The organism is Microvirga aerilata, assembly GCF_016743775.1.
In the GTDB taxonomy this organism is placed as follows: Bacteria; Pseudomonadota; Alphaproteobacteria; order Rhizobiales; family Beijerinckiaceae; genus Microvirga; species Microvirga aerilata.
Genome location: NZ_JAEQMY010000002.1, coordinates 107,592 through 131,049 on the forward strand (window position 1 = coordinate 107,592; position 23,458 = coordinate 131,049).

General features: G+C 60.8%; 25 protein-coding genes and 1 tRNA gene. 9 read left to right on the forward strand and 17 right to left on the reverse strand.

Going from position 1 to position 23,458, the window contains the following annotated elements:
• Positions 1-16: 16 nt before the first annotated feature.
• From JKG68_RS02300 to JKG68_RS02320, 5 genes are all read right to left on the reverse strand, one after another.
• Positions 17-1,150 (reverse strand): ABC transporter ATP-binding protein, encoded by a 1,134-nt coding sequence (locus JKG68_RS02300; RefSeq protein ID WP_202055480.1) that lies wholly within the window; start codon positions 1,148-1,150, stop codon positions 17-19.
• Between the two features lie 14 nt (positions 1,151-1,164).
• Complete coding sequence (locus JKG68_RS02305) at positions 1,165-1,986, reverse strand: carbohydrate ABC transporter permease (RefSeq protein ID WP_202055481.1); 822 nt, start codon at positions 1,984-1,986, stop codon at positions 1,165-1,167.
• A 9-nt stretch (positions 1,987-1,995) separates the two neighbouring features.
• Positions 1,996-2,919 (reverse strand): carbohydrate ABC transporter permease, encoded by a 924-nt coding sequence (locus JKG68_RS02310; RefSeq protein WP_202055482.1) that lies wholly within the window; start codon positions 2,917-2,919, stop codon positions 1,996-1,998.
• 68 nt (positions 2,920-2,987) lie between these two features.
• Entirely contained in the window at positions 2,988-4,304 is a 1,317-nt protein-coding gene (locus JKG68_RS02315) for an ABC transporter substrate-binding protein (protein WP_202055483.1), read from the reverse strand.
• A gap of 313 nt (positions 4,305-4,617) precedes the next feature.
• Positions 4,618-4,884, reverse strand: coding sequence for a hypothetical protein (locus JKG68_RS02320; RefSeq protein WP_202055484.1), 267 nt, complete (start codon positions 4,882-4,884; stop codon positions 4,618-4,620).
• A 606-nt stretch (positions 4,885-5,490) separates the two neighbouring features.
• Between JKG68_RS02320 and JKG68_RS02325 the strand changes: the two genes are divergently transcribed.
• The 3 genes from JKG68_RS02325 to JKG68_RS02335 all read left to right on the forward strand — a co-directional run bounded on the left by JKG68_RS02325 (position 5,491) and on the right by JKG68_RS02335 (position 7,017).
• A complete protein-coding gene (locus tag JKG68_RS02325) occupies positions 5,491-5,892 on the forward strand; it encodes a hypothetical protein (protein ID WP_202055485.1) in 402 nt (133 codons plus the stop codon).
• Entirely contained in the window at positions 5,867-6,370 is a 504-nt protein-coding gene (locus tag JKG68_RS33190) for a DUF6894 family protein (RefSeq protein ID WP_246515022.1), read from the forward strand. The genes JKG68_RS02325 and JKG68_RS33190 overlap by 26 nt, the downstream gene beginning before the upstream one ends.
• Before the next feature lie 227 nt (positions 6,371-6,597).
• A complete protein-coding gene (locus JKG68_RS02335; RefSeq protein ID WP_202055486.1) occupies positions 6,598-7,017 on the forward strand; it encodes a DUF1236 domain-containing protein in 420 nt (139 codons plus the stop codon).
• A gap of 102 nt (positions 7,018-7,119) precedes the next feature.
• Here JKG68_RS02335 and JKG68_RS02340 read toward each other — a convergent pair whose 3' ends face one another.
• The 4 genes from JKG68_RS02340 to JKG68_RS02355 form a co-directional block, all read right to left on the reverse strand.
• A complete protein-coding gene (locus JKG68_RS02340) occupies positions 7,120-8,637 on the reverse strand; it encodes a D-arabinonate dehydratase (protein WP_202055487.1) in 1,518 nt (505 codons plus the stop codon).
• Positions 8,638-8,680: 43 nt separating this feature from the next.
• The gene (locus JKG68_RS02345; protein ID WP_202055488.1) at positions 8,681-10,087 is read right to left on the reverse strand and encodes a TRAP transporter large permease; all 1,407 of its coding nucleotides are present in this window, start codon (positions 10,085-10,087) and stop codon (positions 8,681-8,683) included.
• Positions 10,087-10,671, reverse strand: coding sequence for a TRAP transporter small permease (locus tag JKG68_RS02350; protein WP_202055489.1), 585 nt, complete (start codon positions 10,669-10,671; stop codon positions 10,087-10,089). Before JKG68_RS02350 ends, JKG68_RS02345 begins: the two co-directional genes overlap by 1 nt.
• A gap of 147 nt (positions 10,672-10,818) precedes the next feature.
• Complete coding sequence (locus JKG68_RS02355; RefSeq protein WP_202055490.1) at positions 10,819-11,814, reverse strand: sialic acid TRAP transporter substrate-binding protein SiaP; 996 nt, start codon at positions 11,812-11,814, stop codon at positions 10,819-10,821.
• A gap of 125 nt (positions 11,815-11,939) precedes the next feature.
• On the opposite strand from JKG68_RS02355, the gene JKG68_RS02360 reads away from it, so the two are divergent.
• From JKG68_RS02360 to JKG68_RS02380, 5 genes are all read left to right on the forward strand, one after another.
• Positions 11,940-12,653 carry a GntR family transcriptional regulator gene (locus JKG68_RS02360; protein ID WP_202055491.1) on the forward strand — a complete coding sequence of 238 codons (714 nt, stop codon included), beginning with the start codon at positions 11,940-11,942 and terminating at the stop codon, positions 12,651-12,653.
• 243 nt (positions 12,654-12,896) lie between these two features.
• On the forward strand, positions 12,897-13,058 hold the full coding sequence (locus JKG68_RS02365; protein WP_202055492.1) for a hypothetical protein: 162 nt from the start codon (positions 12,897-12,899) through the stop codon (positions 13,056-13,058).
• A complete protein-coding gene (locus tag JKG68_RS02370) occupies positions 13,055-14,605 on the forward strand; it encodes a sugar ABC transporter ATP-binding protein (protein WP_202055493.1) in 1,551 nt (516 codons plus the stop codon). The genes JKG68_RS02365 and JKG68_RS02370 overlap by 4 nt, the downstream gene beginning before the upstream one ends.
• Positions 14,602-15,606 (forward strand): ABC transporter permease, encoded by a 1,005-nt coding sequence (locus JKG68_RS02375; RefSeq protein ID WP_202055494.1) that lies wholly within the window; start codon positions 14,602-14,604, stop codon positions 15,604-15,606. Before JKG68_RS02370 ends, JKG68_RS02375 begins: the two co-directional genes overlap by 4 nt.
• A 120-nt stretch (positions 15,607-15,726) precedes the next feature.
• A complete protein-coding gene (locus JKG68_RS02380; protein WP_202055495.1) occupies positions 15,727-16,668 on the forward strand; it encodes an ABC transporter substrate-binding protein in 942 nt (313 codons plus the stop codon).
• 66 nt (positions 16,669-16,734) lie between these two features.
• Here the strand turns inward: JKG68_RS02380 and JKG68_RS02385 are convergent, their stop codons facing one another.
• The 6 genes from JKG68_RS02385 to JKG68_RS02410 all read right to left on the reverse strand — a co-directional run bounded on the left by JKG68_RS02385 (position 16,735) and on the right by JKG68_RS02410 (position 21,272).
• A complete protein-coding gene (locus tag JKG68_RS02385; RefSeq protein ID WP_202055496.1) occupies positions 16,735-17,574 on the reverse strand; it encodes an amidohydrolase family protein in 840 nt (279 codons plus the stop codon).
• 34 nt (positions 17,575-17,608) lie between these two features.
• Positions 17,609-18,652 (reverse strand): aldo/keto reductase, encoded by a 1,044-nt coding sequence (locus JKG68_RS02390; protein ID WP_202055497.1) that lies wholly within the window; start codon positions 18,650-18,652, stop codon positions 17,609-17,611.
• Between the two features lie 289 nt (positions 18,653-18,941).
• On the reverse strand, positions 18,942-19,172 hold the full coding sequence (locus JKG68_RS02395; protein ID WP_202055498.1) for a YMGG-like glycine zipper-containing protein: 231 nt from the start codon (positions 19,170-19,172) through the stop codon (positions 18,942-18,944).
• A 1,301-nt stretch (positions 19,173-20,473) separates the two neighbouring features.
• Positions 20,474-20,875, reverse strand: coding sequence for a colicin D domain-containing protein (locus JKG68_RS02400; RefSeq protein ID WP_202055499.1), 402 nt, complete (start codon positions 20,873-20,875; stop codon positions 20,474-20,476).
• Positions 20,835-21,098 (reverse strand): hypothetical protein, encoded by a 264-nt coding sequence (locus tag JKG68_RS02405; protein ID WP_202055500.1) that lies wholly within the window; start codon positions 21,096-21,098, stop codon positions 20,835-20,837. The genes JKG68_RS02400 and JKG68_RS02405 overlap by 41 nt, the downstream gene beginning before the upstream one ends.
• Before the next feature lie 83 nt (positions 21,099-21,181).
• Positions 21,182-21,272 (reverse strand) — tRNA-Ser (locus JKG68_RS02410).
• A gap of 179 nt (positions 21,273-21,451) precedes the next feature.
• Here JKG68_RS02410 and JKG68_RS02415 point away from each other — a divergent pair.
• On the forward strand, positions 21,452-21,805 hold the full coding sequence (locus JKG68_RS02415; protein WP_202055501.1) for a RidA family protein: 354 nt from the start codon (positions 21,452-21,454) through the stop codon (positions 21,803-21,805).
• Between the two features lie 4 nt (positions 21,806-21,809).
• Here JKG68_RS02415 and JKG68_RS02420 read toward each other — a convergent pair whose 3' ends face one another.
• Both JKG68_RS02420 and gstA read right to left on the reverse strand, forming a co-directional pair.
• Positions 21,810-22,619 (reverse strand): glycosyltransferase family 2 protein, encoded by an 810-nt coding sequence (locus JKG68_RS02420; protein WP_202055502.1) that lies wholly within the window; start codon positions 22,617-22,619, stop codon positions 21,810-21,812.
• Between the two features lie 93 nt (positions 22,620-22,712).
• Positions 22,713-23,327 carry a glutathione transferase GstA gene (gene gstA, locus JKG68_RS02425; protein ID WP_202055503.1) on the reverse strand — a complete coding sequence of 205 codons (615 nt, stop codon included), beginning with the start codon at positions 23,325-23,327 and terminating at the stop codon, positions 22,713-22,715.
• Positions 23,328-23,458: the final 131 nt, after the last annotated feature.

Genomic DNA, 23,458 nt, shown 5'->3' on the forward strand with positions numbered 1-23,458 from the left:
TCATGAACCGAAGGCTCTAGCTCGCCTTGCGGGTCGGCAATCGGCGCAGGTTGGCCAGGGGATGGCGCTGCATGCGCTCGATGGCCAGGCCTTGGCTATCGAACAGGTGGCAGGCAGCCGGATCGAGCTTGATCGCAATGCGCTCGTGCACGCCGGTCGGGATCTCTCCATCCGCCTGCACGATCAGCATCGTGCCTTCCTTGAGCTGCGTGTAGAGGAAGGTTTCGCCGCCCAGCCGCTCGACCACCATGACCTCGCCGTGAAGCTCGCCCTCCCCGGCCAGCCTCATATGCTCGGGCCGCACCCCAAGGGTTACCGCATCTCCCACCTTCTGACCGCCGGCCCGGACCGGAACCGACAGACCGGCTCCGCCGGCAAGCTCGACGGTGGTGGCGGCGTCCGAAACACCCGTGACTTTGGCAGGAAGGAAATTCATCTTCGGGCTGCCGATGAAGCCTGCCACGAACAGGTTTCTGGGATGGTGGTAGAGCTCCAACGGAGTGCCGGCCTGCTCGACGATGCCGCTCTGCAGCACCACGATCTTGTCCGCCATGGTCATGGCCTCGATCTGGTCGTGCGTGACGTAGATCATGGTCGCGGCCAGCTCATCGTGCAGGCGGGCGAGCTCGATGCGCATCTGAACCCTCAAGGAGGCATCGAGGTTCGACAGCGGCTCGTCGAACAGGAAGACCCTCGGCTTGCGCACGATTGCCCGGCCGATTGCGACGCGCTGCCTTTGTCCGCCTGACAGTTCCTTGGGCTTGCGGTCGAGCAGCTTGTCAAGGTGAAGGATGCGGGCAGCCTCGGCCACCTTCGCGCGGCGCTCGTCCTTGGGAACGCCCGCAAGCCGCAGGGAGAATCCCATGTTGTCCGCCACCGACATGTGCGGGTAGAGCGCGTAGGACTGGAACACCATCGCGAGCCCCCTCTCGGAGGGCGGAACATCGTTGACCCGCTGCCCGTCGATCAGAAGATCGCCGGCGGTAATCTCCTCCAGGCCTGCGATCATCCGCAGCAGGGTCGATTTTCCGCATCCCGATGGGCCGACGAACACGCAGAACTCCCGGTCGTCGATGGAGAGATCGACCCCCTTGATGACCTGCACCGCGCCGTAGCTCTTCTGAATGCCCTTGAGTACGATGGTCGACATAGCACCCTTCCCGTTTACTTGACGGCGCCGAAAGTCAGGCCGCGCACCAGCTGGCGCTGGCTCATCCAGCCGAAGACCAGAATGGGCGCAATGGCGATGGTGGAGGCAGCCGAGAGCTTGGCCCAAAACAAGCCTTCAGGCGCGGAGAACGAGGCGATGAAAGTGGTGAGTGGCGCTGCCTGCGAGGTCGTCAGGTTGAGGCTCCAGAACGCCTCGTTCCAGCACAGGATGATGGAGAGCAACGCCGTCGAGGCGATGCCGGGCAGCGACAGGGGCAGGAGAAGCATCCAGACCTCTTGCTTCGGCTTGGCTCCGTCCATGCGGCCGGCCTCGAGAATGTCCTTCGGCACCTCCTTGAAGAAGGTATAGAGCATCCAGACCACGATCGGCAGGTTCATGAGCGTATAGACCACGATGAGGCCCCAGCGGGTGTCGATGGCGCCCGTGTCACGAAACAGGAGGTAGATCGGAATCAGGACGCCGACCGCCGGCATCATCTTGGTGGACAGCATCCAGAGCAGCAGGTCTTTCGTCCGCTTGCCCGGAAAGAACGCCATGGCATAGGCCGCCGGCACGGCGATGAGGGTCGCCAGCAGCGTTGCGCCAACGGAGATGACGATGCTGTTGATCGCGAAGTGGACGTAATCGGCCCGTTCGCGAACGGTGATGTAGTTCTCGAGGGTCGGGGTGAAGAAGAGCTTGGGCGGGGTCGCCACCGCCTCGACCTCGGTCTTGAAGCTGGTGAGCACCATCCAGAAAATCGGGAAGAAGATCAGTCCTGCGGCGAACCAGCCGACCACCGTGAGAATAAGCTTTTCGCGGGTTCTGGGATGCATGCGCACTCCTTAATCGGCGATGTTCTTGGCAATGGAGCGAACGAGGAAGATCGCCACGATGTTGGCGAGGATCACCGCGATGATGCCGGCCGCGGATGCGCCCCCGACGTCGTATTCGCGCAGGGCCCGCAGGTAGATCAGGAAGGCCAGATTGGTCGAAGCAAGGCCAGGACCGCCCGAGGTGGTGACGTAGATCTCGGCGAACACCGACAGCAGGAAGATGGTCTCGATCATGATGACCACGCTGATGGCGCGGCCGAGATGCGGCAGGATGATGAAGAAGAACATCGAGAACGGCCCTGCCCCATCCATGCGCGCCGCCTCCTTCTGCTCGCTGTCAAGCGACTGGATGGCCGTGAGCAGGATGAGCAGCGCGAAGGGCAGCCACTGCCACGCCACGATGATGATGACGGAGGTCAGCGGGAAGCTGCCGAAGAAATCGATGGCCGGAAGGCCGAGGGAGCGGGCGAAGAACGCGAACAGCCCGTTGACCGGGTGCATCAGCATGTTCTTCCACACCAGGGCGCTCACCGTCGGCATGACGAAGAACGGCGCAATGGCGAGCAGACGCGCGATGCCGCGCCCATAGAAATCCTGGTCGAACAAAACGGCCAGCAGGGTGCCGAAGCCTACGGTGATCACCAGCACCCAGAAGACCAGGAACAGGGTATTCATCATGGCCGTCAAGAGGGACGGATCGGTCAGCAGGAACGTGTAGTTCTCAAACCCCGCAAAGCCGCCGACCGACGGATCGAGCAGGTTGTAGTACTGGAACGAGAACCACAGGGTCATGGCCAGCGGCACGATCATCCAGAGGAACAGGATGACCACCGACGGCGCGACCAAGGGCAGCGTTTTGACGTTGCGCTGGCTGCGTTCGCCTGCGGCAGCCGTGGCACTGGGCACGGGGGCACTGGTTGTGGTGCTTACCATCGGGACTGCTCGCGGCTGGAGGGAACAATCGGCAGGCATGCGTGCCTGCCGATTGTACGGCTGCTAGCCTACTTCGGGTAACCGGCCTGCTTCATGGTCCGCTCGGTCGAGCGCTGGGCCGTTTCCAAAGCCTGTTCCACCGTCACCTGGCCGGCCAGCGCCGCCGCGATCTGCTGGCCCACGGCCGTGCCGATGCCCTGGAACTCTGGGATCGCCACATACTGGATGCCGATATAGGGCACCGGATCCTTGGTCGGCTTGGTCAGGTCGGCATTGACGATCGACTCGTAGACAACCTTCGCGAAGGGCGCGGCCTTCTGGTACTCCGGATTGTCGTAAGTCGACTTGCGCGTCCCGGGAGGAGCCGCTACCCAGCCGGCCTCGTTGCCCACCAGCGTCACGTACTCCTTCGAGGTCGCCCATTTCACGAAGGACTTGGCCGCATCGGCCTTCTTCGTGGAGGCCGGAATCCCGAGGGACCAGGCCCAGAACCAGCCGGAGCCGTTGCTCGTCACCTGCATCGGCGCTGCCGTGAAGGCCGTCTTGTCGGCAACCTGGCTTTCCTTGGGGTTGTAGATGTAGCCCGCGGCCGATGTGGCATCCACCCACATGGCGCAATGGCCGGTGGCAAACAGCGCCCGGTTCTCGTTGTGCCCGTTCGCGGTTGCGCCCGGAGGCCCATATTCCTTCATGTTCTTGACGTAGTAGTTGACCGCGTTCTTCCAGGGCTCGGTGGTGAGCTGGGGCTCCCATTTCTCGTTGAACCAGCGCCCCCCGAAGGCATTCACCATGGGGCCGATGAAGGCCATGTTCTCGCCCCAGCCGGGCTTGCCGCGCTGGCAGAAGCCGTACTGCTCCTTGGACTTGTCCGTCAGCTTCGCGGCATATTCGGCGATCTGATCGTAAGTGGGCTTGTCGGGCATCTTGATGCCAGCTTGCTCGAACAGGTCCTTCCGGTAGAAAGTGAACGAGCTCTCCGCATAAAATGGCACGGCATAAAGCTTGCCGTTGAAGGACAAGCCGTTCTTCACGGACGGTATGATGTCGGCATAATCGTAGTCGGCACCGAGGTCGTCGACGGGCAGCAGCCAGTTCTGCTTGCCCCAGATCGGCGCCTCGTAGGACCCGATCGTGATGATGTCGAACTGCCCGCCCTTGGTGGCGATGTCTGTGGTCGCACGTTGGCGAAGAACGTTCTCCTCGAGCACCACCCAATTCAGCTTGTTGCCTGTGGCCTGCTCCCACTTGGGCGCCAGGCGCTGCATGATGATCATGTCGGCATTGTTGACGGTAGCGATCGTCAGCGTCTGGCCTTGCGACAAGGCCAGACCCGTGCCTGCAATCCAACTCACTGCCGATAGTAACGTAAGCTGCCTCAACTGCATTGCGTCCTCCCGATGGAATCTGTTTTGGATTGTTTTTCTTTATAAGAATGAATGCTCGCATGACGATGAATGTACGTCAATTACGCAACCAACATTCATTGCCTATGCTGATGCATCGACGATGGTAATCGCTTGAAACTTACTTCTTCAATGCTGATTGCAAGCTTGAGGGATTGCCGCCGTCTTCGGGGTGCCTAGATAAAGCCACCCTCATGAGCAAAGCGCCCCAGGGCCAATAGCCTGAGGCCGGCCTCGAATGTATGGCTTGCAGGCCGCCCGATGTTTCATGCGGCCGGGCGGAGGGCGTGACGCCTCATTGCACCTTGGATGTGTCCGCCTGGATGGTTGCCAGGACCAGCGCGGAGGCCTCGGCCACGGCCAGCCTTTCGCCCTCCGTGAACCCTGAGAGATCCATCCCATGCACCTGGGGGGCACCTTTGAGGGTTTGGGTGGCGAACTCGATTAGGGCCTCCTTGGCGAACCTCTGTCCCTCGTCGGCCCCCATCTCGATCAGCATCTGAGAGATGCTTTGAGTGAGATCCTCAGCGACCAGCTCAACAAGTTCATCGTGGTCCGTCATGGTCTACCCTTGTGGCTTCCGAGGCCTTGACGAGATCAATGTCAAGCAAAGCAAGGCAAAGATGAGACGAACATCATTGAGGCTACGTTAAAAACGGCTTGGAAAAGCGTTAGGGGCCGACTGGGGCCAGACCGCTCAGGCGTTTCGTTACTTTATTCAAGCACGAAGCGAGCAGGGCCGCGCCGGTTCTCTTTGTCCGGTCCCGGTCGCGGCCCTCGGTCCATAGTGCCCCTACGGAGCCTAAGGCGTATCTGATTTGGCCCACGGCGCTCAAGATAAATCTGCACACAATGGGTACCATCAATGCGCAGATCGGGAAGACTAGCTCTGTGGCCTTTGACAGCCTATCTATTGCTGCCCGATCCGAGCTTTGCCCCTACGGATCGTAACTCAAGCGCCTCCCCTCGAGGCGCTTCTTTTTTGCTTTGGTCAGGACAAGGTTCCGGCAGCGGCGTCGGCAAGCCATGGCCATGTTCCATGCTGCGGCAATGCTGGATGATATGAACGGAAGCTGCATGCCTCGTTAGGGTGCGCTTCAACGGGCATTCCGCATTCTCCCCATCAACGGGCGCCTCATCATGAGGTTGTCCCTGAGGGAGTTTTTCCATGAGCTTCGGCCTGAAACAGATTGCACTTGCCGGCCTTGCCACTCTTGTCATCGGCACGTCCGCTCAGGCGACCGACGTGAATGTGACGATCCATGCCGGCGGCTACGGCGCGCCTCAGCGCATCGCGGATTACAGCGGTGAGTTTTTGGAACACCGCCAGCACCGCTATCGTGATGAACGCTACGAACGTCGCGGTCCTGCCCGCTCCTTCGAACGCGATGTACCGGAATGGCGTCATGGGCGCCCCTACGGACACAGATATCACGAGATCCCCGTCGGGAGGCGGCCCGTCTTTGCCGAGCCGCACAGAGGCTACCGCCCGCCGTGCAGGATCATCATAACCGAGCGGGTGAACCGCTGGGGCGACAAGGTCCGTGTTCAACGGGAAATCTGCCGCTGAACTGCCTCACGGTCGCATGGGATCAACAGCGGAAGGAACCCTGACGCAGCGTAGCCGTTGTCCTATCGACTGGGTTGGTTCTCTCCTCAACAAACTCAAGGGCCTGGGGCCAAGCGCCATCGGGCTCTTTTCTTTTACAGGCTGGACACGACCCATCCGGATGCGCCTTTCAGCCAAGGCATGTGCTATGCAGGCCGTTGGCGCATTTCTCATGACGACGGGTAAGACTATGCCGCGCTACTTCTTCAACGTGCATATCGGTTCCGACGTTCTCGGCGATCCTGATGGTCAGGACCTCAGAGATCCGGATCAGGCGTGGGAAGTGGCCAAGGCAATGGCCCAGAACCTGATGCAGACCAAGTTCGAGCAGCCGATCAATTGGGCCTCCTCCCATATCGAGGTGAAGGATCAGGCAGACGAGATCATCCTGGAATTCCCATTCCTGGAAGCCATTCAGATCGATACTCAACCGCACTGACGTCATACCCGCATGACGATCGATGACATATGCAGGGGGACTCTTGAGGCGAACCGCCAGCAGGAACACGCCTGCATAATAGAACCGATCTGCATTACCAGATCTTTTTAACGAACTTTAACTTATCGTGATAATATCGAATAATAATCGTTTAAGCAATTGATAGAAGACTGGAACGCATAGGCCGCGATTCGCGTTTGATCTCCAGTTATCAATGAGGTCATACAATGCGTTTTGTTTTTTCTGCTGCTCTATTGGCTCTTGTTTCTCTTCCTGCCGCTGCCCAGGCTCAAACGGCTAACCAGAATGCCGGAGCCGGAGCCGGCCTTGCGACCGGTGCGGTCACGGGCGCCATCGTGGGCGGTCCCGTCGGAGCCGTCGTTGGCGGCGCTGTCGGCGCCATCGCCGGCGGTACGCTTGCTGCCCCCGAGGCGGCGCAGGTCCAGCAATATGTGGTGACCCAGCGCACCCCGTCCGTGCGCGTTCAGGAGCAGGTCGTCGTTGGAGCCCCGCTGCCCCAAACGGTGGATCTCTACGCTCTGCCGGCCGATGCGGGTGTGCGCACCCAGTACCGCTACACGGTTGTGAACGACCGCACCGTGCTGGTCGATCCGCAGACCCGTCAGGTCATTCAGGTCATCGAATAACGAGTACTCGAAACGAACAGAAAGGCGGCCTTCGAGGCCGCCTTTTTTATGATCGGTTATAGATGCGTTGAACGCTCTCGGGCGAGCGTCACCCGATTGGGCTCACATCACGGCGCCAACCTGCCAAGGAACGAATTCGAGATCGCCATAGCCGAGATCCTCGGATTTCGTGTGCTCTCCCGACGCGACCCGAAGCAGGATCTCGAAGATCTCGGCCCCTTTCTGGTCGAGCGAGACACCATCGAGAATGTCGCCGCAGTTGATATCCATGTCGTCGACCATGCGGCGGTAGATATCGGAGTTGGTTGCCAGCTTCAGGGACGGCACGGGCTTGCACCCGAAGGCCGATCCCCGGCCCGTCGTGAACGCGATGAGGTTTGCGCCACCCGCTACCTGGCCAGTTGCCGCTACAGGATCGTAGCCTGGCGTGTCCATGTAGACGAAGCCATGCTCCTTGACCGGCTCGGCATATTCGTAGACGGCGCGAAGCGTGGAGCGCCCGCCCTTGGCTGCAGCGCCCAGGGATTTCTCGAGAATCGTCGTGAGCCCGCCTGCCTTGTTGCCCGGTGACGGGTTGTTGTTCATCTCACCGCCATTGCGGGAAGTATATGCCTCCCACCAGCGAATGCGCGAGACGAGCTTCTCGCCCACTTCGCGCGATGCGGCGCGCCGGGTGAGCAGGTGTTCGGCGCCATAGATCTCGGGCGTTTCCGAAAGAATCGACGCTCCGCCGTGACGAACCAGCAGGTCGGAGGCTACGCCGAGCGCGGGGTTTGCCGTAAGGGCGGAGTAACCGTCCGAGCCGCCGCACTGGAGAGCGAGCACCAGCTCCGAGGCGGGGCGAGTCTCGCGCTGGGCTTTAGCCACGACCGGGAGCATGTCCTTGACCGCATCGACGATAGCCTGCACCGTCCGCCGGGTGCCGCCTGTCTCCTGGATTGTGAGCGTTCTGAAGGTGTCGGTTTCCTTCAGGCCGTATTCCTGCTTCATCCGGCCGATCTGGAACACCTCGCAGCCGAGTCCCACCATGATCACGCCGGCAAAGTTGGGATGGCTGGCATAACCCCACTGGGTGCGGCGCAGGATGTCGAAGCCTTCGCCATAGGCGGCATGCCCGCAGCCCGTGCCGTGCACGATGGCGACGATGCCGTCGATTCCGGGGTAGTCGCGGAGGAGACCGGACCGCTCCACCTCGGCCGCCGCAAAGCGGGCAACAGATGCCGAGCAGTTCACGGAGGTCAGGATGCCGATGTAGTTGCGCGTGCCCGTTCGGCCGGACGCGCGCCTGTATCCCTGGAAGGTCGCCTGCATCTCCAGCGGCAGAAGCTCGTCGTCCCGCGCCTCGGAGCAGAAAGCGTAGTCGCGCTCGAAGTCGTGCAGGCCGACATTGTGCTCGTGCACCCATTCACCGGGCGCGATGTGAGCTTTGGCAAAGCCGATGATCTGGCCGAACTTCCGGATCGGCTCGCCCTCACGAATCGGCTCCACCGCCATTTTATGGCCGCGCAGGATACGCTCCCGCGCGGTCAGCCCGGCCGTGTTGGCGCCCTGGTTCACGAGGTCGATGGCGATGGCCACGTTGTCATCGGGGGAGAGGCGGATGGTGCGGGGATTGCTCATGTGTGTCTTACGTCCCAATTTGATCGTTCGACTGGCCAGGCATTCACCGTCCCAATCCCATCTTCTGCGGGAGCCATAGGGTCAGCTCAGGAATATAGGTGATCGCGACGAGCGCGAGCATCAAGGGAATGAGCCAGGGAAGAATAGCCACTGTCGTGCGTTCGACGGAAAGCCTGGAAACCCTTGCCAGCACGAAAAGCACCATGCCGAGCGGCGGATGCAGAAGGCCGATCATCAGGTTCAGGGTCATGATGAGGCCGAAATGAACCGGGTCGATGCCCAGCTTGAGAACGATCGGCAGAAGGATCGGCACCAGGATGGTGATGGCCGCAATGGTGTCGATGAAGCAGCCCACGAACAGGATGAGGATGTTGGCGAGCAGCAGGAACACCCATTTGTTCTGGGTGAAGCCGAGAATGGCGTCCGACAGGATCTGGGCGGCCTGGCTGACCGTCAGAAGCCAGGCGAAGATGGAGGCCGCCGTGACGATGAAGAGCACCGAGGCCGTGGTTTCGATGGTATCGAACGTAGCCTTGGCCAAGCTCTTCAAGGTCATGGAACGGTAGCGGACAAGCCCGAGGAAGAGCGACCAGATGACGGCCGCCACGGCCGCCTCGGTCGGGGTGAAGAGACCGAGGGTCATTCCGCCGATCAGAATGACAGGCGCCATCAGGGCCATGACGGCGGAAAAGTCGAAGTACCAGTCGAGCGCAAGCAGCACGGCCAACGCGATGCCGATCGCCACATTCGGCGAGAGGCCGCCCTGGATCATCAGCCACACCGCGACCGGGAACATAAGAACGATGACGACTTCGATGCTGGCGTTTCCGAGCTGGCGCCAAGAAAACGGAGTATCCGAGCCCCAGCCGTTCTTATAGGCAAAGTAGGCCACCGTTATCATCATCATCAGCGTCATCACCACGCCGGGGATGAGACCTCCCAGGAAGAGAGCCCCGATGGAGACGTTCGCCATCATCCCGTAGATGACGAAGGGCAGAGAGGGAGGAAAGATCGGCCCGAGGGTTGCCGATGCGGCCGTGACGCCAACCGCGAATTCAGTCGAATAGCCATGATCCTTCATGGCCTTGATCTCGATTGTGCCAAGCCCCGCGGCATCGGCGATGGCGGTGCCGGACATACCTGAAAAGATCACCGAACCGATGATATTGACCTGACCCAGGCCGCCCTTCATCCAGCCGACGAGCGCGACGGCGAAGGAATAGATGCGGCCGGTCACGCCTGCGATGTTCATGAGGTTGCCGGCAAGGATGAAGAACGGAACGGCGAGAAGCGGAAAGCTCTCGACGCCGGCGATCATGCGCTGTGCAACGATCACGTCGGGCACCGTGCCGGTAGCAAGGATGTAGAGCAGCGAGGCGACGGCCATCGACAGCGCCACCGGCAGCCCGAGGATCATGAGAATGAGGAAGGAGCCGATCAAGATCCACATTAGGTTTCTGCCACTATGGGTGCATCGAAAGCTTCAGGACGCTCAAGCACCGAATAACCTCGGCGCCAGTTCGCGACGGCAACTTGGACGGCGCGGAAAAACATTAGAACGAAGCCGATGAAGACGAGCCCGTAGCTGAGGTTTTTCGGCAGGGCGATGGTGGTCATCTGCTCGTCTGCGACTATGCTCATGAACTGCCACATGAGCAGGGCTCCGTAGGCAAAGAAAGCGATGCGAACGACGTCGATGACCGTTGCGAGCACGCGAGCGATGCCGGGCGGTAGATAGCGGTACAGGAAATCGACCTGAATATGCCGGCTCATGCGAACGCACATGGCGGAACCGACGAAAACCAGGGCCACATTGAGGTTCGTTGCAATCTCCTCCGTCCAGGCCAAGGAGTCGTTCAGCACGTAGCGGGTGAAAAACTGCACGAACACGGCCAAGGCCATCGCCCAGAAAAGAGCCAAGGACAACCAATCTTCGAAGGCGTAGCCCGATAGGTCGATCGGCGCGTGCTCGCTTTCGTCGAAGGTCTTGGCCAACTCCTCTGCGGTGACCTGGGTATGCACCTCGGTGGTCATTCAGTGTCCTTCATCCTCAAAAGCCAGGCGGGAGCATCCCGGGGGATGTTTCGCAAAAAGCGTCAGGGGCGGGCCGCTTGGAACGGCCCCAGGGTCGATGACGCAGGATGGGAGCGGGCCCTTTGACGACAGCCCGCTCCCGTAGCTTCACAGGCCTTCTGATTTCAGCGCTTGGATCTTGTCGTAGTCAGCCTTCCGATAGCCGAGAGATTCCAGGGTCACGTTCTTCATGACCGCTTCCTTGAACTCGTCCTTGTTCACCTCGGTGATCGTCAGGCCTTTCTGCTTGAAGGTGTCGAGCAGTTCCTTTTCCTTCGCCTGGATCTCGGAAGAGGCGCGGACAGCGGCCTCCTGCGCGACGGCGGTGAAGACCTTCTTGTCCTCGTCGGAGAGCTTGGCCCAGAGCTGCTTGGAGATGATGGTCGAGAGATGGTCCACGATGTGGCCGGTGAGCACGATGTGCTTCTGGACCTCGTAGAACTTCTTGGCCTCGATGGTCGTCAGCGGGTTTTCCTGTGCGTCCACGGTGCCGTTCTGGAGCGCCAGATAAACCTCTGCGAAGGCAATCGGCGACGTGTTCGCGCCGCAGGAGCGGGGCATTGCGAGATAAGCCGGCGCATCGGGCACTCGGATCTTGAGCCCCTTCATCTCGGCGCAGGTCTTGAACGGCTTATTCGTGGAGCTGTGACGGATGCCGTAATAGGTAAGAGCGACCATCTGGTGCCCCGTCTTCTCGGCGTAACCTGCGCTGAGCTCCTTGAACACGTCGCTCTTCGCGAAGGTGAGCAGATGGGAGGCATCCCGGAAGATGTATGGATAATACCCGATCCCGACCGGCGGGTAGCTGCGGGCGGCGAAGCTCGGGCCGGAGATGATCATGTCGACGGTGCCCAGCGACAGGCCCTGGTTGATGTCGCTTTCCTTGCCCAGCTGCGAAGCCGGGTAGACGTCGATCTGGTAACGGTTGTTGGTTCGCTTCGCGATTTCCTGTGCCGCCCATACCGACTGAGTATGGAAAGGTTCCGATGTTTCATACACATGGGCCCATTTCAGCTTTGCCTGTGCAAAGGCTGGCAAGGCCGGAAGCGTCACGGTGGCAGCAGCGATGAGTCCGAACGCTAGGCGGCGGCTGAGAGATGGCATAGGCGTTCCTCCGAAAAACCCGGCTCTGCGACCGGCTATCAGATTGCGGCGAGCGACTTTGCTCGCGTGAGTGGCCCGACAAGCTGGTGGCGTCCGCCCATCGGCTCGGCTAACATGTTAGGCAAATGGACGCGCCGGACAAGAGAAAAAGATACGAATTCCTCACGCCCCTGGATCGGGAGGCACGAGGGCAAACGACCGAACAGGTGGAACGATGCCTTCGCGCAGCGATCGTCGCCCTCGACTTCGCTCCGGGCGAGTTTATCGACAAGGCTGCGGTCTGCACGGCCCTGGGGGTGTCCCGATTCCCGGTCTCGGAGGCGTTGACGCGCCTTGCGACGGAGGGGCTGGTCGAGATCCTGCCCCAGCGCGGCTCGCGCGCCGCACGCATCCGGCTGAGCGAAATCCAGGAGTCGATGCTCATCCGCAGGGCGCTCGAGGTGATGGTGGCCGAGACGGCCGCAAGCCGCCTGCCCCCGACCGTTTTGGCAATGCTGCGGAGCAATCTCGAAGCACAGCAGGAGGCGGTTGCCCGCGACGACCGCACAGGGTTTCATGCCCTCGATCTCAGATTCCATGCCATCCTGGTAGACGGCCTGGACCTTCCGCGCGTGGCGGCCGTGATCGATGCATCGCGCGCCAACATCGACCGGGTTCGACGCCTCCTCTCCTCCCGGCGGCGCCATGCCGACACGCTGGCGGAGCATTGGACCATCTTCCGCGCTCTCGAAGGGCATGACCCAGCGGCCGCAGGCCAAGCCATGAAGGCTCATCTGGGGGCGGTGATGGACGAGGTGGATCTGCTAGCGGCCAGAAGCTCCGACCTGTTCGTCATATGAGGCAGGATCGCGAGCAATTGCATGCTGCAGAATCCACTGCCGGCCGCATATCTTGAAGACCACTTCGCGCAGGCTTGCTGCTGCCGCAGGAGGTCGTATTTTTCGGTTGCATTCCGAAATTGTCCAAGAATATCATCTTCGAACAATAAGAAGAGATCCGAACTCTCGCATCGCCCGGGTCGGCTGAACCGGGATGCGAGACAAGGCTCCAGGGTCGTCTCATCTGGCGGTCGGGAGGAACATATGCGACGTCAGGGCGATACCCTGGTCATCTTCGCGCCTGCATCGCGTGTAGGTCATGCAAGCGCCTTTGCGCGTGTCGGCGCGACAAGCGGCAATGCGCCCGCCTTGGCCGAGGATCGCAGCGTCACTCATGCCTGCCGCCAACTGCGAGGCGTCATATGACGCCTCTTGTGACCATCACGGGCCTCGACAAATCCTTCCCCGGCGTACAGGCACTGAAGAAAGCGAGCTTCGAACTCCTTCCCGGCGAAGTTCATGCCCTGATGGGAGAGAACGGAGCGGGAAAATCCACGCTCATGAAGATTCTCGCCGGCATCTACCAGAAGGACGCCGGCACGATCCGGGTCGATGGCGCATCCGTCGACATTCCCTCGCCGCGCGCGGCGCAGGATCTGGGCATCAGCATCATCCATCAGGAACTCAACCTGATGAACGACCTGACCGCGGCGCAGAACATCTTCATCGGCCGCGAGCCCAAGCGCACTCTGGGCCTCATGCTCGACGAGGATGCCCTGAACCGGGATGCCGCGGCGATCTTCGCGCGCATGAATCTCAAGCTCGACCCGCGCAGGGAGGTTGGCGAGCTTACGGTCGCCATGCAGCAGATGGTCGAGATCGCCAAGGCCCTGTCGTTCAGGTCCAAGGTCCTGATCATGGACGAGCCGACGGCCGCCCTGAACAATGCGGAGACCATGGAGCTGTTCAGAATCATCCGGCAGCTCAAGGCCGAAGGCGTGGGCATCGTCTACATTTCCCACAAGATGGATGAGCTGAAGGAGATCTCAGACCGCGTCACCGTGATGCGCGACGGCGCTTATGTAGGCACCCTGCCAACCGCCTCCACCACGATGGATACGATCATCTCGATGATGGTCGGCCGAAGCCTGACCGAGACCAAGGAGGCCATTCCCGATTCCATCGGCAACGACGTGGTGCTCGAGGTGCGCAACCTCAGGCGCGGCCACGCCATCCAGGATGTCAGCTTCAGCTTGCGCAAGGGCGAGATCCTGGGCTTTGCCGGCCTGATGGGCGCTGGACGCACGGAGGTCGCGCGCGCGATCTTCGGTGCCGATCCGTTGGACGGCGGCGAGATCATGGTCAGGGGAAGTACGGTTGCGATCCGCTCGCCACGCGACGCGGTGCGCCTCGGCATCGGGTATCTCTCGGAAGACCGCAAGCGTTTCGGGCTTGCCACGGGCATGGATGTGGCCACCAACATCGTCATGCCGTGCCTGCGGCGCTTTCTCTCCCTGGGGATGTTCCTGAAATCAAGGGAGATTCGCGACACGGCCCGTTCCTACATCGCGCGCTTGAAGATCAAGACCCCTTCGGACTCGCAGGAGGTTCGCCTCCTGTCAGGCGGCAACCAGCAGAAGATCGTGATCGCCAAATGGCTCACGCGGGATTGCGAGATCCTGTTCTTCGACGAGCCGACGCGGGGCATCGACGTCGGCGCGAAGAACGAGATCTACAAGCTCCTGAACACCCTGGCGGCCCAGGGGCGCGCCATCGTGATGATCTCGTCCGAACTGCCGGAGATCCTGCGCATGAGCCACCGCATCGCCGTCATGTGCGAAGGCCGGCTGACCGGCATCCTGCCAGGCGAAGGAACGACCCAGGAAGATATCATGCGCCTCGCCACCCAACGGCACAGCACGACCGCAACCGGCAGCACCACATCCGCGGCTGCCAGGGAACTGACACAATGACGACAATTGCGCAGCAAACCGCGCTGGCGGCAGGCAAGGCAACGGTGTTCAGCCCGGGCGCCTGGCAGAAGATCCTGGCTTTCGCCAGCCTGGTGGTTCTGATGACGGTGTTCAGCATCGCGTCGGAGAACTTCCTTCAGCCGGACAACATAATCGGCATCCTTCAGGCAACCGCCGTCAACGGCGTGCTCGCCGTCGCCGCGACCTTCGTCATCATCACGGGCGGGATCGACCTGTCGGTCGGTACGCTCATGACATTCTGCGCCGTCATCGCCGGCGTCTTCCTCACCTACTGGGGCCTGCCCATGCCGGTGGGGATCATGGCCGCCATCGCGGCCGGTGCGCTGGCAGGCTCCGTCTCGGGTGTTCTCATCGCCAAGATGAAGATCCCGCCTTTCATCGCGACGCTCGGCATGATGATGCTGCTGAAGGGCCTGGCTCTGGTCATTTCGGGAACGCGGCCGATCTACTTCAACGACACGCCGAACTTCCCGGTGATCTCCCAGGAATCGCTCATCGGCGAGATCCTGCCCTTCCTGCCGATCCCGAACGGCGTTCTGATCCTGTTCGTCGTGGCTGTCGCCTCCAGCATCGTGCTCACGCGCACGGCCCTCGGCCGCTACACCTTCGCGCTCGGCTCCAATGAGGAAGCCGTTCGCCTCTCGGGCGTGAACACGGATTTCTGGAAGATCATCGTCTACACCGTGTCGGGGGCCATCTGCGGCATCGCAGGCCTCATCATCGCGTCGCGCCTCAACTCGGCCCAGCCCGCCCTTGGCCAAGGCTACGAGCTGGATGCCATCGCCGCCGTGGTCATCGGCGGCACCTCTCTTAGCGGTGGACGCGGCACCATCCTCGGCACCATCATCGGCGCGCTGATCATCAGCGTGCTCACCAACGGCCTGCGAATCCTCTCGGTCGCCCAGGAATGGCAGACGGTGGTGACCGGGATCATCATCATTCTGGCCGTTTACGCCGACATCCTCCGCCGGAAGAGCTGAGGATCCCCTTCCCTCTGTTGATCGAAAAGGAACAGACAAGCCGCAGCGACGATCCAAAGAATCCGGCCCTGTCACCCGAACACGATGCCGGAGGCAATCAATCAGAACCAGGAGGAAACAATGTGGAATAGACGCTCTTTGATCGGTGCCATCAGCCTCGGGGCCCTCATGAGCCTCGCCGGCCCAGCAGCCGCCCAGGACATCTACATCCCGCTCGTGTCCAAAGGCTTCCAGCATCAGTTCTGGCAGGCCGTGAAGGCCGGCGCCGAGCAGGCCGCGAACGAACACAACGTGCGGATCACCTTCGAGGGACCCGACAGCGAGACCATGGTCGACAAGCAGATCGACATGCTCTCCGCGGCTCTTGCGAAGAACCCGAAGGCTCTCGGTTTCGCCGCGCTCGACAGCCAGGCCGCCATCCCGCTGCTGCGCAAGGCGCAATCCGCCAAGATCCCGGTCGTCGCCTTCGACTCGGGCGTCGACAGCGACATCCCGGTCACGACCGCGACCACGAACAACATCGCCGCGGCAGCGCTTGCGGCCGACAAGATGGCGGAGCTCATCGGCGGCGAAGGCGATATCGCGCTGGTGGTGCACGACCAGACCAGCCGCACCGGTATCGACCGGCGCGACGGCTTCGTGAACCGCATCAAGGAGAAGCACCCGAAGATCAACATCGTCTCCGTCCAGTACGGCTCCGGCGATCACCTGAAATCGACCGAGATCACGAAGTCGATTCTGCAGGCCAATCCCAAGCTCAAGGGCATCTTCGGCGCCAACGAGGGCTCGGCCATTGGTGTCGTGAACGGCGCCAAGGAGATGAACCGCAAGCTCGTCATCATCGGCTACGATTCCGGCAAGCAGCAGAAGCAGGCGATTCAGGACGGGCTCATGGCCGGCGCGATCACCCAGAACCCTGTGGGCATCGGCTACAAGACCGTGGAGGCTGCCGTAAAGACCCTCAAAGGCGAGAAGGTCGACAAGGTGATCGACACCGGCTTCTTCTACTATGACAAGTCGAACATGACGGACCCGAAGATCGCAGCCGTTCTGTACGACTGAGACCGCCCGAACCGGAGAGGAGCCCCCTCCTCTCCGGTTATGAGGTCGCGCTCGCCACAGATTGCGTCAGGGCCGCCCTCGGCTCTTCAGGTAAATCCGGGCTGCCGTGCCGCCGAGCACTGCAGCCCGCTCTGCTTCCGAAAGGTGTGCAATAAGCTGCAGGGTCGCCTCGCGCCAGCGGTCGTAGCCGCCTGCAAGATTCACCACGGGCCAGTCGCTCCCCCAGAGGAGCCGATCAGGCCCGAACACGTCGAGCAGGTGATCCACGTAAGGACGCAAGTGCTCGACGGACCAGTCAGGCCGAGCCTCCGTCACCAGGCCGGAGAGCTTGCACACGACGTTCGGCCGGGCGGCCGCGGCTGCCATGTCGGCCCTCCAGGGGTCGAGGCTGCCCTCGCGGATTGCAGGCTTGGCCCCATGATCGATGACGATGGTGAGCTCCGGATAACGGTCTGCGACCACCAGCAACCGGGACAGGTGGCGCGGAAGAACAAGGGCATCGAACACGATGCCCCTCTCGATCATCGCCCGAAACGCCTGCGCCAGTTCGGGGCGCACGAGCCAGTCGTCGTCAGGGATGTCCTGAACCATCGGCCGGAACCCCACGGTCAGGGGATTGGCCGCGAGCTTGCGCATGATCTCCGGTGCTTCGGGTGCCGTGAACTCGACCCAGCCGACAACCCCGGCCACAAAGGGGGCCGCTTCGGCCGTCTCCAGCATGAATTCGGTCTCAGCCACGGTCGGCGCGGCCTGCACCAGGATGGAGCGTTCGATGCCGTGGCGGTCGAGAAGCGGACGCAGGTCGTCAGGACCGAAATCGCGATAAAGCAACGTCAGCTCAGGTTTCAGCCATCCGTAATCGCCGCGACTGAGGCGCCAGAAATGCTGGTGGGAATCGATCAACATCGTCGCCTCGCGGGTTCTGTTTACGTCTGACACCCTATGCCGGCACAGGAGCGTCCTGGCGCAGCAAGCCTTCCGACTTCAAGTCCTCCCACAGGCCGCTCGGGATACGGGCCTGGATGATCTCGGCATTGCGGTGCACTTCCTCGGCCGTCTGGGCGCCGGGAACCACCGATACGACGGCCTGATGCCCCAGAGGGAAGCGCAGAGCGGCTTCGATCAGCCGAACGCCGTGGGCGCTGCAAACCTTCTCGATCCTCCCAACGCGCTCCAGGATTTCCGGGGGTGCCGGATCGTAATTGTAGAAGGCGCCGGGTTTCGGCCCCGTGGCCAGGATGCCGGAATTGTAGGGGCCGCCGAGCACGATGCCGATGCCGCGCTCGGTGCAATACGGCAGGAAGGTTTCGAGCGCCTCCTGCTCCAGGAGCGTGTAGCGGCCAGCTAGCAGGAACAGGTCGAAATCGCCCTCCCGGGCCATTCTTTCGCACACCTGCCACTCGTTGACGCCGGCCCCGATGGCGGCGATCACGCCCTGGTCCCGCAGGGCCGCGAGGGCGCGGTAGCCGCCCTGCATGAACTCGCCGATGCGCCGGTCGGATGCCTCCTTCGAGCCATGGGTGAACACGTCCACATCGTGGCAGAAGAGAATGTCGATCCGATCGACCCCGAGGCGCTCCAGCGAGTCCTCGATCGAGCGCATCACCCCGTCATAGGAGTAGTCGTACACCTCCTGCCGCGCAGGGGTCCCGAAGAACTTGCCAATGCCGGTCCGCTGCTCGGGCGGGCAGGCTCTCAGAAGACGGCCGACCTTGGTCGACAGGACATAGCTGTCCCGGGGCCGCCCGCGGAGAAATGGGTTCAGCCGCGTTTCCGAGAGGCCGAGTCCATAGAGCGGCGCCGTATCGAAGTACCGGCAGCCGACGGACCAGGCCGTCTGCAAGGTCTCCTGTGCGGCGCTCTCGTCGATCGCCCGGTAGAGATTTCCAAGGGGAGCGGTTCCGAAGCCGAGTTCGGTGAAGGACAGGCTCCGGCCTGAGCGCGTGGGAAACGACCGTGCAACCTGAGATCCCGCCCTGTCCATTCTGCTGTCCCTTTGGTGTGATCGGGTTAGCTTAGCAGAAGAACCCGAGGGGCGCCCAGCGTGAAGAAAGGCGGATCCTCAGGCTTGGCGATGGCTCGCAGACAGCGATGGGCGCGACCGTTCGGGCCGCCCGTCCGGGGAGGCATCACTGCGAGGTTATGGTCTGGACTGCTTACCCTTAGGCAGCGGCAGAGAGCCGACATCCGCACCGAGGCCTCACACGCTGCAGCCAGTTGGGCCACATGTGGGACCATGTGGCTGCAGCGTGTATTTGGCCGGCGTGAGCGGCTTACTGGCGCCGGGTCACGCGCCGACGGGGACGGTTGTCACCCTGAACTTCATCAACGACACCGCCGGGCGCACCGGCCACGGCGCCGGCGCCGGCACCCACCACGGCTCCGACAGGACCGCCCACAACGGCACCGGCCGTCGCTCCAACCGCAGTGCTGGTGGTCTGCTGCTGGGTGGCGCAGGCAGCGGCTAACAGGCCCAAGGCGGCAGCGAACGCGAGCTTGTACATGAGATTCCTCCAACAGGTCCGACGTTGGACCCATAAGATAACTGCGACATAGCTGAACAGTTCAGGAGGATAATCCGTCAGGGTCCACCGGAGCGCGATGTCGACCGCTTGAAGGCAGCCGCGCGTCCGCTGCAGCCTTTTCCGAAAGGCGCTTCCGTCGATTTCTTCATCGATCAGATTACGCATGAGGATCTTTAGGTCGGGTCCATGTTGCTCATCAAATCAGTCGTGCTCATGGAACATGTCCCGTTTAATTTGCACTGGAACAGATTAGGCTAAGTTTGTACTTAAATTATATTATTTAACGAGAGCAGTCTCAGCCAAATCTCTAGGAAAATCTCGCCATAGCATTCCCTGCCATAACTGGGGAAAGGCCGCACTTAAATGAAGCTTACATAAGCTTTTCGTCGCTACTTAGCTTTGATAGTTCCTCCACAAAATCAGAAAAAGTTGTGAAATTAACCCCTGTTCGTGAATCGAAGGCTTTTTCATGTAGGTTTATAAGCAATTGGCGCATGCAATTCTGAAACACGCGAAGTTGGTCTTCTGTCAGAACAAGAGAAAGTGTATTTTGGTCAATTCGGCGCAACTCCATTGCATCTCTCCAGTATCAATTCGTGTAAGACTCAGTAGATTTACCAAAAGGCTGGCAAATACTAAAGATTGATATTCTGTCCTTCAAGCAAGTCCATCAGCTCAGTTCCCATAGCTAGGACCTGCTCAGGATCAGCTTGAATTCGATCCTTGATATCTGCTCGGTTCATACTTCCAAAAGTCTCATGTATACTCGCTTGTAGAAGGCGCAACTGATCTTCCGTCAATACCAGTGAGAGCCTACCTCCCTCAGTCCGCTTTAAATCCATAATTAGCTCCATTTTACTCGCTTGAGCTCGCGATCTCCTCATCCAGCCATAAGCCGGTTTGGATCACCTCTTCATAAAACTTCTTGATCAACTGACGAAGTTCTTCGTCGTCAAGATAGTGCATTCCCTCTGAGGGGGTGGCGTTAAGATCAGATCGTGCTTGATCATTCGACTCATAGAACTGAGCCTCTGAGTGTATCTTGCTAACAAACCTATTGAATCGGTCCTCTTTCTGATGCTCTACTTCATATTTATTGTATAGATTTGGGTGGTTCGTTCTATAATCCTGCTCATCAAGAGCATAAGATTTTATAACTTCTCTTTCGCGATGTATAATATTAGTCCTAATTTCGTCCAAGTTTGACCAGAATTCATCTCCGCTGATCTTTCCTTATAGTAGATCATTGGTGTGTTGCTTCAAAACTGTTTGATAATCGACTACATAATTTCCCTTTCTCTCCGCACATCTCCCTTCTCGTCTAGATCCCTTACTTGATCATCATCGAGCATGAAGGTCGCTAAGCGCGAGATAGTGCTATCTGCGAACACGCCTAACCATAGCCCTGTGATTGGATTGAAGTAATGAATCACTGGCGTAGCCCCGCGGAATGTACCGAAAGATACTTCAGTATCTGGATTATTTTTATGGTCGATCAAGGTCTGTGCGTAGGCTGCTGCATTCACGCGGAAAGAAGCATTTTTGTCCATACCCCAGTGATGGCCATGTTTATTGTACTTGTGTTGAAGGTTTCTAAGCTCTTGATCTTGCTGCGGAGGCAACTCTCCTCTCGCTACCTCTTCAAGGAATCTTGCTGCCGGTGTATCGACGCTCTCCAGCACCTAGGGCCCGGCCATCTTCGCCGATGGGGAACGACTCCACATAGTCGGACGGGTCATGATCCTGGATCGGGTAGCTTTCCAGATCGGGCTGGCCGGCCATGGAATCGGCCGTGAAGCCGGGCAGCGGCGGCACCTCCTCGGCTATGGGCATATCCAGCACGTTCGGCAGAGGCGGAGCCGGCGTGAAACCGGGCAGGTCCGGGGGCGCGTCCAACGCCGGCATGGCGAGAACGCAGCAGCTCTGACAAGGCTAGGTTCTACCTGTTGCGGTGGGCGCGTCAGCTTTGTGGGTACTTGCGTGAGGGATGGCGGAGACGGAGGGATTCGAACCCTCGATACCCTTTTGGGGTATGCTCATTTAGCAAACGAGTGCCTTCAGCCGCTCGGCCACGTCTCCAGGGCGACGAACGGGGATGCCTGATCCCCTTCGCGCAGGTGGCGCAATAGACGCGAATGGGGGCCTTTCGTCAAGGTCCAAATTTACCCCTTCCGGTCCCGTCGGCGAACGCGGGACTGTGCGCCGCACCAAGGGCCGTGATAAGAGCAGGCTGCGACGAACAGGCGAGGAAGAACACCGTGACAGGCATCAGGCGGATTGGCGTAGCCGCGCGTTACAGCGATCTCGTCATCCTCGGCGACACGACCTATTTTTCAGGCTATGTCCCCGAGACGACATTGGGCCTTCCGGTTGCGGAGCAGACCAGGGACATCCTGGAGCAGATCGACCAATCCCTCGCGGAGATCGGCAGCAGCCGGGTCAGGATCCTGCAGGCGACGATCTGGCTTGCCGACATCGCCTCCTACGACGAGATGAACGCGGTCTGGGATGCGTGGGTCGTGCCGGGGGAGGCTCCCGCGCGGGTCTGCGTCGAGGCCCGGCTGGCGGATCCCGGCTATGGGCTCGAGATCCAGGTGATCGCCGCCCTGTGAGGGGCTAGCGCAGCGCCTTGGTCTGCTCGGCCCTGGCATTCGCTCTCGCAAGGGCGCTCAGGCGCTTTCTCTCGTAGTGCTTCGCCAGGCGAAGATGACGCCAAGTGGCGTAGTTCATGGAAATCAGGAACCCGTAGGTGCCGCGCAGGAAATGGAGCCGGCCGAAATAGGCCTTCAGGAAGGCCGCCGGGAACTCGAAATACACCCGCCAGGTGGGAATCGAGATGCCCCTCACCTCAAGGTCGACCGCCTGCTGATCGGCATAGCTGTTGAGCTTGGCGAGCTGATCGCCGAGGGAGCGCACGGACCGGTGGTGCACGAGGCCTCTCAGCTTCCCGACCTTCGTTCCCGGCTTCAGATCGACCCGGTCGTGGACCAGGGACGAGGAATAGCGGCCAGAATCCCTGCGGTAGAGCCGAACGGGGGCGATCCGGTACGCCAGGGGATGCGGCGCACCTTCCCCGGGATAAGTTTCGGCGATGCGGATGCCATAGGCCTGGCACGGGGGCTCCCCCTGGGCGAACAGGGCACGAAGCTCGGCCCGGAGCTCGGGCGACACCTCCTCGTCCGCATCGAGGTTGAGCAGCCATGGGTGCCGGCACTGGTCTTCGGCAAAGCGCTTTTGCAGCCCGTAACCCGGCCAGGCATTGAAGATCACCCGGGCGCCAAGCTCCTCGGCCACGGCCTGGGTTCCGTCCGTCGAGCCGGAGTCGACCACGACGAGATCGTCCGTCAGGTCACGAACCGCACGGATCGTGGCACCGATCCGGTCGGCCTCGTTCTTGGCGATGATGAAAACAGACACAGGAAGCATGGCAACGGGTGCCTAGCCGCCCTTCGGCCCCATGGCAAGGGGCTCAGGTCGCCCATGCCCGGCGCAACCCTTGCCGTGCCCTGGTTTATGGTGTCAGGCGGCGATCGGCAGCCCTTCGGCCTGCAGAGCGCGCTTGACCATCGGCCGCTCGGACATCCGTTTCATATAGTCCAGAACCATCGCGCAGGCGGACAGGTCGATGCGGTGGAAGCGCGTCCAGCTCAGAACCGTGAAGCAATAGGCATCGGCAACCGTGAACCGCTCACCCATCAGGTAGGGCTGCCCTGTGAGACACCGGTCGAGGTATTCGAAACGCCGCTGCAGCTGGCTCACGGCCAGTTGGCGCGCCTTGTTGGGCATGGGTCCGTTCCACAGGGGATCGAAGCCCTTGTGAAGCTCGGTGCCTGTGAAATCGAGCCATTCCTTGACCCGGTAGCGCTCAAGGGAGCCGAGCCTCGGAAGGAGCTGCGCGGACGGCGCCTGATCGGCCATGTACTCGAGAATGACGGGGACTTCGGCCAGAATCTCGCCGCTGCGGAGCGCGAGCGCGGGAACATAGCCCTTGGGATTGATCCTGATGAAGTCCCTCCCGGAGGCGGTCGTCTGGGTTTTCAGGTCAACCTTGTCGTACTCTATCTCAAGGCCGGCCTCGCATGCGATGATCCGAGGGGCAAGCGAGCAGGCGCCAGGGGTATAGTACAGCTTCATTCCGGTCCCTCTTCCCTGCCCCACGGGAATATAAAATTACAACGTAACAAGACGCATCATTTGTACGTCACACGGTGCCACATTCAAGGCACCCTAGACTAAATTGCTACTTTATTTCACATAAGAGAACA

Excerpts from the sequence above, each read along its gene's own strand:
- JKG68_RS02300 (WP_202055480.1), bottom strand. The coding sequence starts at position 1,150 with ATGTCGACCATCGTACTCAAGGGCATTCAGAAGAGCTACGGCGCGGTG.
- JKG68_RS02305 (WP_202055481.1), bottom strand. The coding sequence starts at position 1,986 with ATGCATCCCAGAACCCGCGAAAAGCTTATTCTCACGGTGGTCGGCTGG.
- JKG68_RS02310 (WP_202055482.1), bottom strand. The coding sequence starts at position 2,919 with ATGGTAAGCACCACAACCAGTGCCCCCGTGCCCAGTGCCACGGCTGCC.
- JKG68_RS02315 (WP_202055483.1), bottom strand. The coding sequence starts at position 4,304 with ATGCAGTTGAGGCAGCTTACGTTACTATCGGCAGTGAGTTGGATTGCA.
- JKG68_RS02320 (WP_202055484.1), bottom strand. The coding sequence starts at position 4,884 with ATGACGGACCACGATGAACTTGTTGAGCTGGTCGCTGAGGATCTCACT.
- JKG68_RS02325 (WP_202055485.1), top strand. The coding sequence starts at position 5,491 with ATGAGCTTCGGCCTGAAACAGATTGCACTTGCCGGCCTTGCCACTCTT.
- JKG68_RS02335 (WP_202055486.1), top strand. The coding sequence starts at position 6,598 with ATGCGTTTTGTTTTTTCTGCTGCTCTATTGGCTCTTGTTTCTCTTCCT.
- JKG68_RS02340 (WP_202055487.1), bottom strand. The coding sequence starts at position 8,637 with ATGAGCAATCCCCGCACCATCCGCCTCTCCCCCGATGACAACGTGGCC.
- JKG68_RS02345 (WP_202055488.1), bottom strand. The coding sequence starts at position 10,087 with ATGTGGATCTTGATCGGCTCCTTCCTCATTCTCATGATCCTCGGGCTG.
- JKG68_RS02350 (WP_202055489.1), bottom strand. The coding sequence starts at position 10,671 with ATGACCACCGAGGTGCATACCCAGGTCACCGCAGAGGAGTTGGCCAAG.
- JKG68_RS02355 (WP_202055490.1), bottom strand. The coding sequence starts at position 11,814 with ATGCCATCTCTCAGCCGCCGCCTAGCGTTCGGACTCATCGCTGCTGCC.
- JKG68_RS02360 (WP_202055491.1), top strand. The coding sequence starts at position 11,940 with ATGGACGCGCCGGACAAGAGAAAAAGATACGAATTCCTCACGCCCCTG.
- JKG68_RS02365 (WP_202055492.1), top strand. The coding sequence starts at position 12,897 with ATGCGACGTCAGGGCGATACCCTGGTCATCTTCGCGCCTGCATCGCGT.
- JKG68_RS02370 (WP_202055493.1), top strand. The coding sequence starts at position 13,055 with ATGACGCCTCTTGTGACCATCACGGGCCTCGACAAATCCTTCCCCGGC.
- JKG68_RS02375 (WP_202055494.1), top strand. The coding sequence starts at position 14,602 with ATGACGACAATTGCGCAGCAAACCGCGCTGGCGGCAGGCAAGGCAACG.
- JKG68_RS02380 (WP_202055495.1), top strand. The coding sequence starts at position 15,727 with ATGTGGAATAGACGCTCTTTGATCGGTGCCATCAGCCTCGGGGCCCTC.
- JKG68_RS02385 (WP_202055496.1), bottom strand. The coding sequence starts at position 17,574 with ATGTTGATCGATTCCCACCAGCATTTCTGGCGCCTCAGTCGCGGCGAT.
- JKG68_RS02390 (WP_202055497.1), bottom strand. The coding sequence starts at position 18,652 with ATGGACAGGGCGGGATCTCAGGTTGCACGGTCGTTTCCCACGCGCTCA.
- JKG68_RS02395 (WP_202055498.1), bottom strand. The coding sequence starts at position 19,172 with ATGTACAAGCTCGCGTTCGCTGCCGCCTTGGGCCTGTTAGCCGCTGCC.
- JKG68_RS02405 (WP_202055500.1), bottom strand. The coding sequence starts at position 21,098 with ATGCCGGCGTTGGACGCGCCCCCGGACCTGCCCGGTTTCACGCCGGCT.
- JKG68_RS02420 (WP_202055502.1), bottom strand. The coding sequence starts at position 22,619 with ATGCTTCCTGTGTCTGTTTTCATCATCGCCAAGAACGAGGCCGACCGG.
- gstA (WP_202055503.1), bottom strand. The coding sequence starts at position 23,327 with ATGAAGCTGTACTATACCCCTGGCGCCTGCTCGCTTGCCCCTCGGATC.